Here is a 13,484-nt window from a genome sequence, read left to right as displayed (position 1 = left end):
GGGTCCTCGGGTCAAGCCCGAGGATGACGGAAGAGTATGGGTGAGCGACGGATGGGGTGGTCGACTACGCGTTGAAGTCCAGGCCGAACTGGGCGTAGAGCGCGCGGCTGTCCTGCCACTTCGGATCGACCTTGACGGTGATGAACAGGTGGACCGGACGGTCCAGCAATTCCGTCAGTTCCTCGCGCGACTTCTGGCCGATCCATTTCAGGGTCTGGCCGCCCTTGCCGAGGATGATGGGGCGCTGGCTCTCGCGCTCGACATAGATGGTCTGTTCGATGCGGGCCGAGCCGTCGGCTTTCTCGTCGAAGGCCGTCGTTTCCACGGCGGCCGAATAGGGCAGCTCCTCGTGGACGCGCAGATAGACCTTCTCGCGCGTGATCTCGGCAGCCAGGACGCGGATCGGCACGTCGGCGGACTGGTCTTCGGGATAGAGCCAGTGGCCCAGCGGCATATCGCGCGCCAGACGCTGTTTCAGGTCGTCGACGCCGTCGCCCGAAAGGGCCGAGATCATATAGACCTCCGAATAGACGCCGGTCTCGAACAGGCTGTGCGACAGGGCCAGCAGGGTGTCGCGGCGCATGCCGTCGATCTTGTTGAGCACCAGGATGACCTTGGTCCCCGTGGATTTCAGGTTGGCGATGATGGTCTCGGTGTCCTCCGCCGACTTGCGGTCCGCGCCCGTGCCGTCCTTGCCTTCCGAGGCGATGTGGGAGGCCGCGTCGATCAGGTGGACCACGACGTCCGCGTCCTGGGCTCCGCCCCAGGCCGAGGCGACCATGGCCCGCTCCAGCCGGCGCCGCGGGGTGAAGATGCCCGGGGTGTCGACCAGCACGATCTGGGCGTCGCCCTCGATGGCGATGCCGCGCACGGGAAACCGCGTCGTCTGGACCTTCTGGGTGACGATGGAGACCTTGGATCCCGTCAGCCGGTTCACCAGCGTCGACTTGCCGGCGTTCGGCGCGCCGATGATGGCTGCAAAGCCCGCGCGGTGCTGGGGGTTGGTATCGGTCAAATCACGCCTTCACGTTGGAGCATGGCCATGGCGGCCGCTTTTTCCGCGTCCTGACGCGAACGTCCGGGAGCGGTCAGGGGTTCAACCCCTTCGATGGAGACCTCGACCGTGAAGGTCGGGGCGTGGTCGGAGCCGGTCTGGCCCACGACGCGATAGGTCGGCAGGGGGCGACCCTGGCCTTGCGACCATTCCTGCAGGGCGGACTTGGGATTGTTCAGGGCGCGCGGCGCCGGCGTGGCCAGTTCCTCGGCCCAGACGCGGTCGAACATGGCGCGGGCGGCGTCCAGACCTCCGTCGAGGAAGACGGCAGCCAGCAGGGCCTCGACGGCGTCGGCGACGACCCCCTCCTTGCGACGACCGCCGGATTTGGTCTCGCCAGGCGAGAGACGCAGGGCCTCGCCGATGCCGAGACGATCGCCCACGCGGCCGCAGGCGTGCTTGTCGACCAGGGCGTGCAGACGCGAGGACAGTTCACCCTCGTCGGCGGCGGGATAATCGTTGTGCAGCCGCTGGGCGACCAGCAGGCCGAGGACGCGGTCGCCGAGGAACTCGAGCCGTTCGTTGTGGCGCGCGGGCTTTCCGGCGGCCTTGTCGGCCCCCTCCCCCACGCTGGAATGGGTCAGCGCCCGCTCCAGAAGGGCGGGGTCGCGGAACACATGGCCGATGCGGTCGACCAGCGCGGTCACCGCCTCGGCGCGGACATTGGCCATCAGTCGAGGACGCGGAAGAAGCGGCTGGGCCGGACATTGGCGAACCAGCTGACCGGATTGAACAGCGAAGCCCCCGGCTCCCACGAGAACATGATGATCTCGGCCTTGCCGACGAGGTTCTCGTCCGGGACCAGGCCGACGCCGGCCGATTCCTGAACGCGGCTGTCGATCGAGTTGTCGCGGTTGTCGCCCATCATGAAATAGTGGCCGGCCGGGACTTCATAGACCGGGGTGTCGTCCAGATCGCCGCCGGGGCCGAAGTCCTGGATGGTGATGGTCTTGCCGCCCGGCAGGGTCTCGCGCACCTGGGTGACCGGACGCGGGCCGAAGATGTCATTGACCTCGCCCTGGCTGACCACCACGTCCTGAACCGGCTGGCCGTTGATATGCAGCCGGTTGGCGATCATCTGGATCTGGTCGCCCGGCAGGCCGATGACCCGCTTGATGTAGTCGGTCTTGTCGTCGCGCGGCAGTTTGAACACGACGATGTCGCCGCGCGCCGGCGCGCGACCGAACACCCGACCGTCGCCCAGCGGCAGGTTGATCGGCAGGCCCGACGAGAATTTCGAATAGCCATAGGCCCATTTGGACACGATGATGTAGTCGCCCTCGTAGAGGTTGGGCTCCATCGAGGCCGACGGGATGGTGAAAGGCTGGAACAGCAGGACGCGCAGGACGAAGGCGATGGCCAGGGCCACGACGACCGTCTTGACGATCTCCAGCGCCTCCGAGCCGGCCGAACCGCCGTCGTCGTCGTTCTCGTCGTCCTTGACGCGGACCTGGGCGGGGCCGGGGACCTTTTCCTTCTTGTCGTCGAAGGGGGCGTCGCCGGCGTCGCTCCAGATCGGACGATGCGTGTCCGGGGTGACGACGGGGTCAGGGGTGACCGTCTGATCGCTCTCGGAGGCGGCGAACTCCGCCTCGGGCGTCACGGCATCCGGCTCGGTCGGGGTCAGGTCCAGATCGTCGGGCGAGACGTCCTGGCGGACCACGGAGGACGATTCAGCTTCCGTCGTATCGAGCACGGGCTTTTCGCCGTCTTCGGGCTTGTTGTCGCTCATCGTGTGAAAGCTCGATCCCTGACCGCCGAACGCGGCTCGTAACCGCGCACGGGTATAGCCCGATTACGCCGTGGGCAAGGCTTCGATCACCACGAAGGCGAGTGCATAGGGGTGTTCGTCGGAAAGCGTCAGGTGAATGTGCGGGGTGTGGCCCGCAGGCGTCAGCCGCTTCAGGTGCTCCGCCGCCGGGCCGGTCAGGGCCAATGTCGGCTGGCCCGAGCCCAGGTTCACCACACCCACGTCCTTCCAGTAGACGTCGCGGCGCATGCCGGTGCCGAGGGCCTTGGCGCAGGCCTCCTTGGCCGCGAACCGTTTGGCGTAGCTCCAGGCGACGTCAGGCTTTCGCTCGGAGCGGGCGCGTTCGACCGCAGTGAAGCAGCGGGTCTTGAAGCGGTCGCCGTAGCGGTCGATCGATCCCTGGATGCGCCGGATGTCCGTCAGATCGGCGCCGACGCCGATGATCACGTCCCTGCTCCGGTCAGGGCGGCCTCCATAGCCCCGCGCATCCGTCGGATGGCGGCGGCGAGACCAACGAACACCGCCTCCCCGATCAGGAAATGCCCGATGTTGAGTTCGCGGATCTCGGGGATGGCCAGGACCTCGGCGGCGGTCTCGTAGTCCAGTCCGTGACCGGCGTGGACCTCCAGCCCGAGGGCATCGGCCTGGGCGCAGGCGGCGGCGAGGCGGTCGAACTCCACGGCCCGTTGACCGGCCGGCAGGTGACAGTAGCGGCCGGTGTGGAACTCCACGACCTGGGCTCCGACGGCGGCGGCGGCCTCGACCTGGTCGGCCGAGGGATCGATGAACAGGCTGACGCGGATGCCGGCGTCGCTCAGAGCCCGGACCACGGGCGCCATGGTCGCCTCATGACCGGCCACGGCCAGACCGCCTTCGGTGGTCACCTCCTCGCGCCGTTCGGGCACCAGACAGGCGGCGTGGGGCCGGTGACGCAGGGCGATAGCCAGCATCTCGTCGGTCACGGCCATCTCGAAATTCAGCGGCTTGCCGGCCGCCGAGCACAGGGCGGTCAGGCGTTCGATGTCGGCGTCGCCGATGTGGCGGCGATCCTCACGCAGGTGGGCGGTAATGCCGTCCGCGCCGGCGCCGATGGCCTCTTCGGCTGCGCGCACGGGATCGGGATGGACGCCGCCGCGCGCATTCCGGACCGTCGCGACATGGTCGATATTGACGCCGAGGCGGACGGGCGGGCGCTTCACCTGGACAGCCGCCGGCTGCCCGGATCCTCGACCGGGATCGCCGCCAGTTCAGGCGGCAGGGCGTCAGCGGGCCAGGCCGGCACGTCAAGCGTCGCCAGGGCCACCAGCGGCACGCCGACATCGGCCCGCCCGCCGGAGCGGTCGACGATGCAGGCCGCTGCCACGACCGTGCCGCCGGCGGCCTGGATGGCGGCGATGCATTCGCGGCTCGACAGGCCCGTGGTGACGATGTCCTCGACCATGACGACCCTCTCGCCCGGCTCGACATGAAAGCCGCGCCGCAGCTTGAAGGCCCCGCCCTCGCGCTCGACGTACATCGACCGCACGTTCAGGTGTTTCGCCGTCTCATAGCCCGGGATGATGCCGCCGACGGCCGGAGAGATAGCCACATCGACCGGACCGACCGTGGCGACGATCTTGTCCGCCAGAGCCTTGCACAGCCGCTCGCAACGGGCCCCGTCCATGAAGACCAGATTCTTCTGCAGGAAGACCGGGCTGTGCAGCCCCGACGAGAGGACGAAATGTCCCTCGCGCAGGGCGCCCGCGGCGCGGAACTCGTTCAGGACGTCTTCGGTGTTCATGGCGCCGTTCTAGGACGTGAACCCCGTCAGGTGAAGCGTGGCCTTGCGCCTGCGTCAGTATTCCCGGCTCTCGGCCTGGCGCTCTTCCAGATGGCCATCCTTCAGGGCGAAGACGCGGTCCATATGGCCGGCCAGCTCCATGTTGTGGGTGGCGATCAGGGCGGCGACGCCGGTCTCCTTGACCAGTTTCTGCAGCGATTCGAAGACCGTCTGGCTGGTCGCCGGATCGAGGTTTCCGGTCGGCTCGTCAGCCAGCAACAGGCGCGGCCTGTTGGCCAGGGCGCGAGCCAGGGCGACGCGCTGTTGCTCTCCGCCCGACATCTGGGCCGGCTGGTGCAGGATACGTTCGGACAGGCCGAGCGCGCCCAGGGCCTCCTCGGCGCGGGCGCGGGCCTGATCCAGAGAATAGCCGGCGATCCGCATCGGCAGGGCGACGTTGTCGCGCGCGTCGAACTCCGGCAGCAGATGGTGGAACTGGTAGACGAAACCGACGCGGCTGAGGCGCAGGCGGGTGCGGGCGCGCTCGTCGAGCTGGCCCACATCCTCGCCGTCGATGCGCACCTCGCCAGAGGTGGGGCGCTCCAGCAGGCCGGCGGCGTGCAGCAGGGACGACTTGCCGGACCCCGACGGGCCGATCAGCCCGACCAGTTCGCCGGGAAAGATGTCGAGGTCGACGCCCTTGAGCACCGTCAGGTCGCCCTGGCCGGTCGCATAGGTGCGGGTCACCCCGCGCAGGGAGAGGACAGGGCTACTCATAGCGCAGGGCCTCCACCGGATCGATCCGCGACGCGTTCCAAGAGGGCGGCAGGCTGGCGATGCAACTCATCAGCAGGGACCAGAAGGCGACCCACATGACGTCGACCGGATCGACCTCGGCCGGGATGGCGTCGAGCATATAGACGTCGGCGTTGAACAGCTGGACCCCGGTAATCGCCTCAAGGAAATGCTGGATCGCGCCGATGTTCAGGCAGAACAGCAGGCCCAGGATCAGACCGGCCAGCGTCCCCGCCACCCCGATGGTCGCCCCGGCCATGAAGAAGATCCTCAGGATCGATGACGGACTGGCCCCGATAGTCCGCAGGATGGCGATGTCGCGGCCCTTGTTCTTCACCAGCATGACGATGCCGGAGATGATGTTCATGGCGGCGATGGCGACGACGAGGCCGAGGATGATGGACATCGCCACCCGCTCGACCTTCAGCGCGCCCCAGAAGGCCGCCAGCTTGTCACGCCAGTCGACGACGAAACCGCCGGGTCCCGCCGCCTCGCGCACGGGGGCGAGGTACTCGCCGACGCGATCCGGGTCCTTGACCTTCATCTCGATCACGTCCCAGACGCCCTCCTTGCCGAAGAACAGCTGAGACTGCTCCAGCGGCATGAAGATGAAGGCGCGGTCGTAGTCGGCGGCGCCCGAGGTATAGGTCCCGCCGACGGTATAGGTCTTGTTCAGCCCGCCCAGATTGCCGAAGGCGGAATCGGCGCCCGTCGGAGAAAAGATCTCGATCGGATCGCCGACACGCAGGCCGAGGGAGTCAGCCAAGGCCTGACCGATCAGCACGTTGTCGCCGCCGTAGGCGCCGCGGCCGAAGCTGGCCCTGGCCTCGGCCGACATGCTGGACGAGACATAGGACATGGTCCCCAGGTCCTGGGGCTGGATGCCACGAACATAGGCGCCGCTGGTCTGGCCCCCAGCGCGGATGATGGCCTGGGACTCCGTCAGGGGCGTGACGCTCACGACGCCCTCGACGCCGCGCAGGCGGTCGACGATGGCGTCGCGGTTCGGCGCGTTCAGGACCTCGCCCTGAACGTACAAATGGCCGTTGAAGCTCAGCATCCGGCCCAGAAGTTCATTCCGGAACCCGGCCATGATGCTCATCACGCTGATCAGCACGGCGACGGCCAGCATGATGCCGATGAAGGAGATGATGGCGATGGTCGCGACCCCGCCCTCCTTGCGCCTGGCGCGCAGATAGCGGAGCGCCAGACCGATCTCCCAGGCGGAGAAGGCGCCGGCGGGTTTCACGGGGGCGTCGGTCACAGGTCTCCTCCCCGTGCGCAGCATGAGGAGGTGGCACGGAGCGAAGCGTAGTGACGGAGGGGTTCTTGCGGCACGCAGAACCCCTCCGTCTGCTCGCAAGAGCTCGCATCCACCTCCCCATCCGCCAAGCGGCGAACGGGGAGGAGACGGGTCAGGCCACTCAACCGATGGCCTCCAGTGCAGCAGCGAGCGGCACGGTCGACTTCTCGCCGGTCGCCCGGCGCTTGAGCTCGACCACGCCCTCGGCGACGCCCTTGGGGCCGATGACCAGTTGCCACGGGATACCGATCAGGTCGGCGGTGGCGAACTTGCCGCCCGGACGCTCGTCGGTGTCGTCATAGAGGACCGACTTGCCGGCCTTCTCCAGAGCGTCGACCGCCGCCTCGCAGGCCTCGCAGACCGATGGATCATTGGCGCGCAGGTTGATCACGACCACGTCGAACGGGGCCACGGCGTCCGGCCAGATGATGCCCGCATCGTCATGGCTGGCCTCGATGATCGCGCCCAGAAGACGCGACACCCCGACGCCGTAGGAGCCCATGTGGACATCGGTATCGACGCCGTCTGGCCCCGCGACCCTGGCCTTCATCGGGGCCGAGTATTTGGTGCCGAAATAGAAGATGTGGCCGACCTCGATGCCGCGCGCGGTCAGGCGGTCGCCCTCCGCCGTCTGGCTCTCGAACTGGGCGGCGTCGTGCATTTCCTCGGTCGCGGCGTAGAGCGAGGTGCGGCCGTCGACGATGGACTGCAGGTCGTTCCAGTCGACGTCGGGACCCGGCGCCGGCATCTCGACCAAGGCCTTGTCACAGAAGACCTGGCTCTCGCCCGTGTCGGCGAGAACGATGAACTCGTGGCTCAGGTCGCCGCCGATCGGACCGGTGTCGGCGCGCATCGGCACCGCCTTCAGACCCAGGCGGGCGAAGGTGTTCAGATAGGCCACGAACATGCGGTTGTAGGCCCGGCGCGCCGAGGCCTCGTCGATGTCGAAAGAGTAGGCGTCCTTCATCAGGAACTCGCGGCCCCGCATGACGCCGAAGCGCGGCCGACGCTCGTCGCGGAATTTCCACTGGATGTGGAAAAGATTCAACGGCAGCGATTTGTACGACTTCACGAAGCTGCGGAAGATGTCGGTGATCATCTCCTCGTTGGTGGGACCGTAAAGCAGCTCGCGCTCGTGCCGGTCCGTGATGCGCAGCATCTCCGGCCCGTAGGCGTCGTAGCGGCCCGACTCGCGCCACAGGTCCGCCAGTTGCAGCGTCGGCATCAGCAGCTCGACGGCCCCTGCCCGCTCCTGCTCCTCGCGCACGATCTGCTCAATGCGGTTCAGGACGCGCAGACCCAGCGGCAGCCAGGCGTAGATGCCGGCGGCCTCCTGTTTGATCATCCCGGCGCGCAGCATCAGCTGGTGCGAGACGATCTGGGCGTCGGAGGGCGCCTCTTTCAGCGTGGGCAGGAAATAGCGCGACAGGCGCATGGGCGTCTCGAATTCGGAAGGCGTCAGGGGTGGTCAGCTTTAAACGCGAGGACAGGGCGAAAGCTAGGCCAATCCTCCCCCGTCGGGGGAGGTGGCGCGGCGCATCTTCGCGCCGTGACGGAGGGGGCTTAAGGCGAGTGCGGTGTCTGGGGTCGGCCCCCTCCGCCGCTTCGCGGTCCCCCTCCCCCGTCGGCAGAGGATTTACGGAACCGGCGGAGCCAGGTCCGGAAGCGGCATCCAGCCGATGAAGACCAGCCACATCACGAACAGCCACAGCAGGAAGGCCACCCAGGTCGTGGTGATGAATTTCCGCTTCAGGTTCGGCGTCTTCGGCGCGCCCCACTGGCTGCCGTCGGTCGGCGGCTCGTGCGTCTCGCTGGACGTGCCCAGCGGCAGGACGGTGAACAGAACCACCCACCAGACGACAATGTAGATGGCGAACATGGTGATCGGGCCGATGGGCATGTCAGTGGGCTTCCTTAGGAGTTTCCATCAGCTCGACCAGAACCCCGCCCATGTCCTTCGGGTGCAGGAACAGGATGGGGGTGCCGTGGGCGCCGATGCGGGGTTCGCCAGTGCCGAGCAGGGTCGCGCCCCTGGCCCGCAGCGCATCGCGGGCGATCAGGATGTCCTCGACCTCGAAACAGACGTGATGCTGCCCGCCCCTTGGGTTCCTGGCGAGGAAGCCGTGGATCGGGCTGTCGTCGCCCAGCGGTTCGATCAGCTCAATCTGGCTGTTGGGCAGGTCGATGAAACAGACGCGCACGCCCTGGGCCGGCAGGTCGAACGGCTCTCCGGCCGACGCTGCGCCGAGCATGTCGCGATACAGGGCGATGCTGGTCTCGATAGAGGGCGTGGCGACGCCGATGTGATTCAATCTGCCGATCATCCGCCCGCTATGGCCCCTCGCCCGGCGGCGGGCAAGCGCGCGGCGGGGGTCAGCGTCGAACCGCCGCCCTCGCCGACCGCGTCGCCTGAACGGTCGCCAGGGCGTCCGCCAGCCGCTCGATCGAGGCCGCCGTGCCGGGGTTTCGCGCCTCGCCCTCGGCCAGCGCGACCAGTTCATTCAGATTCCGGGAGCTGGAGTCGTCCATGTCCTGGGACGACAGGCCGTCGATGGCGAACTGGAACCGCAAATAGGTCTGGTCGGGGTCGAGGACGACGGCCATCTGGGAATCGACCAGATCGCTCTGCCCCCGCATCAGGACATCGATCAGGGGCACGCCGTCGGTCGGGTTCATCCACTCGATCGCGCCCCAGGTGTCGTGCTGGTCGTATTGCGCACGGTTGTGGCCGCAGCCGACGGACAGCATCACCACCCGCGCTCCGCGCCGACGTCGCTGGACCGCCGTCCAGGCCACCATAGCCGGGTTGTTGGCGAAGACCCCGCCATCCACGCCCTGCTGACCGCCGGACATCTCCATCGGATTGAAATAGGTCGGGGCGCTGCACGAGGCCTGGACCACCTCGCGGACCCGCACATTGTCCCAGGGCGGATCGCCGACGCCCGGCGGACCGCCATGAGCGATGGTCGCGCTGCGGCCGAGGTCGGCGCGCATATTGTAGTAGGGAATGATCAGCTCCCCGGGGACCTGCGACAGGGTCATGTCGCCGAAGACATCGTTCAGCGCCCCTTCCAGCCCGCTGCTCAGCCAGCGCTGCGTGGAGGGGTCGCGGATGCGCCGCTCCTCCCGGATGCCGAAGATGCGCGAGGCCTGCTGGCGATAGACGTCGACGATCCGGGCCGGGTCGCCGAAGCCGAGCCCCCCACCCTTGGACCCCGCCAGCCCGGCGGCGATGATCGACCCCGTCGAGGTCCCGGCGAAGACGTCGAAGCAGTCCACCAGCCGCGTGCCGGACCGCCGACGCAGCACCTCATCGATCGATTGCAACAGCCGCGCCGCCGCGATCCCGCGCAGGCCTCCGCCGTCGACGCTGAGGACGCAGACGGTGTCCGCAGCCTCGTCGCCGTACTGGACGGGGGCCGGAAACAGGGCCGCCGACGCGGGCGCGGCCGCCGCGACGGGCAACAGTGCGGCCGGCGCCAACCCCAAGCTTCTACGCGTGATCATGGCCCGCCCTCCCCCGAGCGGGCCAGAATAACAGGGTTACGCCTGCCGACAACGCGCGGCGCGCGGCGCGGGAAAGCCCTACAGCCTCAGGATCACCGTCTCGACGATCGGGCGGCGGTCCCAGATCTGTTGCGAGGCCTTCTTCAGCACCCGCGCCACGGCCTGTTCGACCACCGTGTCGTCGTCGCGAGCCTCGTTCTTCAATGAGCCCACAACCTGCTCGACGCGCTCGGCCAGGTCGTCCAGGGCATCGCCCAGCGGCGTGACCTCGTCGCCCGGCAGGCCGATGGCGCGGACGTCGATGTCCGAGACGATCTTGCCGCGCTTGTCCATGGCGAAGCTGACGACCAGAACCCCGTTGGTCGAGGCATGACGGCGTTCGCGCAGGGCCTCGCCCTTCTCGGTGACGACCATGCCGCCGTCGACATAGAGGCGGCCATTCGGCACCTCGTCGATGATCACGGCCTTGCCGGGCGCCAGACGAACGAGGTCGCCGTTTCGCGGCGTCACCGTCTCCTCGACGCCCAGATCGCGGGCGAAGGCGGCGTGCTCCATCAGGTGGCGGCGCATGCCGTGGGTCGGCACCGAGATGCGCGGACGGGCCCAGGCGTACATCTGTTTGATCTCGTCGCGGCACGGGTGGCCGGAGACGTGGATGCCGGGGTGGTCCTTCTCGGTGTAGAGACGCACACCGCGATCGGCCATCCGGTCCTGCAGGTTGGCGATCGGCAGCTCGTTGCCGGGAATGACCCGCGACGAGAAGATGCAGTGGTCGCCCAGCCCCAGTTTGATGAAGGGGTGCGAGCCGTCGGCGACGCGCGACAGGGCCGCCCGGTCCTCGCCCTGGCTGCCGGTACACAGATACAGGATCTCGTCCGCCGGCCAGTGACGGGCCTCATCCTCGGTCAGGATGCGCTGCGAGTCATTGAACAGGCCGACGTGGCGGGCGGCGGCGGTGATGCGGTGCATCGACCGGCCGGCCAGGGCGACGCGGCGCCCGGCCTTGTCCGCCGCCTTGATGACGCTGACCATGCGGGCGACGTTGGAGGCGAAACAGCCGACGGCGATGCGGCCCTTCTTCAGGCTGCCGATCAGTTCGATCAGGCCGTCCTGGGCCTCCGTCTCCGACCCGGCCTCGCCCTCGACGAAGACGTTGGTGGAATCGCAGACCATGGCCAGCAGGCCGTCGTCGCCCATCTTCGTGATCGTGGCGATGTCGGTCGGTTGGCCGATAACCGGGGCCGGATCCAGCTTCCAGTCGCCGGTGTGGAAGACCGTGCCCAGGGGCGTCGTGATCTTCAGACCGTTCGGCTCGGCGATCGAGTGGGTCATGGTGACGAAATCGACCTGGAACGGGCCGAGGTCGACGTGGCCGCCGATCGGGATTTCGATGATCTTGACGTCCCTGACGCCGTTGTCGCGCAGCTTCTCGCGGATCAGGAAGGCAGTGAAGGGCGTGGCGTACAAAGGCGCCTTCATCCGGCTCCACAGCCAGGGCAGGGCCCCGATATGGTCCTCGTGCGCGTGGGTCAGGACGATGCCGCGGATGTTCTCGCCCTCGAGGAAGGACGGATCCGGGACGATGATGTCCACGCCGGGCGTCGACAGGTCGCCGAAGGTCACGCCGACATCGACGATCATCCACTGGCGATTGTCTTCCGGCCCGTAGCCGTAGCAGTTCAGGTTCATACCGACCTCGCCCGAGCCGCCTAGAGGCAGGAAGACGAGTTCGTCGTTGGCCGAAGCCTTGGTTTGTTTTGTCATGTGTCCGTCAGATGGGTATTGCGGCGCCAGATTTCGAGCATGCCGCGGATGGTCAGGTCCGGATCGAACCGGTCGATGGATGGGGTCGCCCCCTCGAACAGGGAGGCGACGCCTCCGGTTCCGATGACGGTCATGGGTTTGCCCCACTCCGCCTTGATGCGTGAGACCATGCCCTCGATGAGGCCGACATAGCCCCAGAAGACGCCGGACTGCATATTGGACACGGTGTCCTTGCCTATGACCGTGTCGGGCTTCTGGATGGCGATGCGCGGCAGCATGGCGGCCGCCTCGTGCAGGGCCTGCAGGGAAAGATTGATGCCGGGCGCGATGGCTCCGCCCTCGAACGCCCCGTCGGCGGCGATGACGTCGAAGGTGGTCGCCGTGCCGCTGTCGATGACGATCAGGTCGCCCGGATAGACCAGGTGCGCGCCGATGGCGTTGACCAGCCGGTCGGCGCCGGCCTCCGACGGCTTCCTGATCCGCACCGGGATGCCCAGTTCGACATTGTCGCCGATGACCAGGGGCTCGACCGCCAGATAGCGGCGCGCGAGGTTGCGCAGGTTGAAGATCGACTGCGGCACGACGCTGGAGATGATGCAGCCGTTAAGCGACGCCAGGTCGATCTTGCGCATGGCCAGAAGCTGCGTCAGCCAGACGGCGTATTCGTCAGCCGTGCGGCTGGCCTCGGTGGCCGTGCGCCACTGGGCGATCCAGCTTTCGCCGTCATGGACCGCGAACAGCGTGTTGGTGTTGCCCTGTTCGATGGCGAGAAGCATCAGGCGGCCCTTCCGTGCGCGTCCGAACCGAAGAAGACGTCGCCCGCCGAAATGAGGCGCAGGGCCCCGTCCCCGGTGCGCAGGCGAAGGGCGCCGTCCGCGGCCACGCCCTCGGCATGGCCCTCGACCGTCTCATGCCCCAGCCGGGCGACGCAGGGGCCGTCCAGGCCTTCGGTGCGCGCAGTCCAGGCGTCGAGGATCGGCTGGAAGCCCAGGCTGTCCCAGCGCGCCTGCCAGACGGCAAAGGCCTCGGCGAGGACGGTGGCGGCGGCTTCGATCGGGGGCGGATAGGCGATGTCGGCGCGCAGATGGGCGGCGAGGCTGGTCGCGGGACGCTCGGTCCCCTCCGGCGCATGGGCCAGGTTCACCCCGATCCCGACGGCCAGCCACAGGGCGCCCGACGCATGGACGCCGGACTCAATCAGGATGCCCGAGGCCTTCTCGCCCGCGATCAGCACATCGTTGGGCCATTTGATCGAGACCACGCCCGGAACGGCGAAGGCGTCCAGCAGGTCGGCGACCGCGAGCGCGGCCACGAAGGTGACCTGCGCGGCCTCGGCGGGCGGCTTACGCGTCAGGGTCAGCAGGGTGGCGAACAGGTTGCCCGTGTCGCTGTTCCACGCGCGGCCCCGCCGGCCGCGTCCGGCAGACTGGCGGCGCGCAACGATCCACTGGCTCGCGATTTCCCCAGCCTCCGCGCGGCGGCGGGCCTCGGCGTTGGTGGAATCGATCTCGTCGAGGATCAAGACGGGCGGCGTCATCATGAATCCTCCCCC

15 protein-coding genes are annotated in these 13,484 nt (G+C 68.0%); all 15 read right to left on the bottom strand.

Going from position 1 to position 13,484, the window contains the following annotated elements:
* Positions 1-64 precede the first annotated feature (64 nt).
* Positions 65-1,015, bottom strand: a complete 951-nt coding sequence (gene era, locus ACP7AB_RS08330; protein ID WP_303694299.1) for a GTPase Era — start codon at positions 1,013-1,015, stop codon at positions 65-67.
* On the bottom strand, positions 1,012-1,725 hold the full coding sequence (gene rnc, locus ACP7AB_RS08325) for a ribonuclease III (protein WP_425989872.1): 714 nt from the start codon (positions 1,723-1,725) through the stop codon (positions 1,012-1,014). Before rnc ends, era begins: the two co-directional genes overlap by 4 nt.
* A complete protein-coding gene (gene lepB, locus ACP7AB_RS08320) occupies positions 1,725-2,447 on the bottom strand; it encodes a signal peptidase I (protein WP_425990136.1) in 723 nt (240 codons plus the stop codon). The genes rnc and lepB overlap by 1 nt, the downstream gene beginning before the upstream one ends.
* Before the next feature lie 402 nt (positions 2,448-2,849).
* Positions 2,850-3,251, bottom strand: a complete 402-nt coding sequence (acpS, locus tag ACP7AB_RS08315; protein WP_425989870.1) for a holo-ACP synthase — start codon at positions 3,249-3,251, stop codon at positions 2,850-2,852.
* Positions 3,248-4,003 (bottom strand): pyridoxine 5'-phosphate synthase, encoded by a 756-nt coding sequence (locus ACP7AB_RS08310; RefSeq protein ID WP_425989868.1) that lies wholly within the window; start codon positions 4,001-4,003, stop codon positions 3,248-3,250. The genes acpS and ACP7AB_RS08310 overlap by 4 nt, the downstream gene beginning before the upstream one ends.
* Positions 4,000-4,584, bottom strand: coding sequence for an orotate phosphoribosyltransferase (pyrE, locus tag ACP7AB_RS08305; protein WP_303694295.1), 585 nt, complete (start codon positions 4,582-4,584; stop codon positions 4,000-4,002). Before pyrE ends, ACP7AB_RS08310 begins: the two co-directional genes overlap by 4 nt.
* Before the next feature lie 54 nt (positions 4,585-4,638).
* Positions 4,639-5,340, bottom strand: coding sequence for an ABC transporter ATP-binding protein (locus ACP7AB_RS08300; protein ID WP_425989864.1), 702 nt, complete (start codon positions 5,338-5,340; stop codon positions 4,639-4,641).
* Positions 5,333-6,622 (bottom strand): lipoprotein-releasing ABC transporter permease subunit, encoded by a 1,290-nt coding sequence (locus ACP7AB_RS08295; RefSeq protein ID WP_425989863.1) that lies wholly within the window; start codon positions 6,620-6,622, stop codon positions 5,333-5,335. The genes ACP7AB_RS08300 and ACP7AB_RS08295 overlap by 8 nt, the downstream gene beginning before the upstream one ends.
* Before the next feature lie 160 nt (positions 6,623-6,782).
* Positions 6,783-8,096 (bottom strand): proline--tRNA ligase, encoded by a 1,314-nt coding sequence (proS, locus tag ACP7AB_RS08290; protein ID WP_425989861.1) that lies wholly within the window; start codon positions 8,094-8,096, stop codon positions 6,783-6,785.
* A gap of 201 nt (positions 8,097-8,297) precedes the next feature.
* Positions 8,298-8,561, bottom strand: coding sequence for a DUF1467 family protein (locus ACP7AB_RS08285; RefSeq protein ID WP_425989860.1), 264 nt, complete (start codon positions 8,559-8,561; stop codon positions 8,298-8,300).
* 1 nt (position 8,562) lies between these two features.
* Positions 8,563-8,985: a methylmalonyl-CoA epimerase gene (mce, locus tag ACP7AB_RS08280; RefSeq protein WP_425989858.1), complete on the bottom strand. Its 423-nt coding sequence runs from the start codon at positions 8,983-8,985 to the stop codon at positions 8,563-8,565.
* Positions 8,986-9,034: 49 nt separating this feature from the next.
* The gene (locus ACP7AB_RS08275; protein WP_425989856.1) at positions 9,035-10,168 is read right to left on the bottom strand and encodes a patatin-like phospholipase family protein; all 1,134 of its coding nucleotides are present in this window, start codon (positions 10,166-10,168) and stop codon (positions 9,035-9,037) included.
* Between the two features lie 78 nt (positions 10,169-10,246).
* The gene (locus ACP7AB_RS08270) at positions 10,247-11,932 is read right to left on the bottom strand and encodes a ribonuclease J (RefSeq protein WP_425989854.1); all 1,686 of its coding nucleotides are present in this window, start codon (positions 11,930-11,932) and stop codon (positions 10,247-10,249) included.
* Positions 11,929-12,711: a type III pantothenate kinase gene (locus ACP7AB_RS08265; RefSeq protein ID WP_303694486.1), complete on the bottom strand. Its 783-nt coding sequence runs from the start codon at positions 12,709-12,711 to the stop codon at positions 11,929-11,931. Before ACP7AB_RS08265 ends, ACP7AB_RS08270 begins: the two co-directional genes overlap by 4 nt.
* Positions 12,708-13,469, bottom strand: a complete 762-nt coding sequence (locus ACP7AB_RS08260; protein ID WP_425990133.1) for a biotin--[acetyl-CoA-carboxylase] ligase — start codon at positions 13,467-13,469, stop codon at positions 12,708-12,710. The genes ACP7AB_RS08265 and ACP7AB_RS08260 overlap by 4 nt, the downstream gene beginning before the upstream one ends.
* Positions 13,470-13,484 lie beyond the last annotated feature (15 nt).

The organism is Brevundimonas sp. TWP3-1-2b1, assembly GCF_049896165.1.
GTDB lineage: Bacteria > Pseudomonadota > Alphaproteobacteria > Caulobacterales > Caulobacteraceae > Brevundimonas > Brevundimonas subvibrioides_B.
This window is presented reverse-complemented; position numbering and strand designations above follow the sequence as displayed.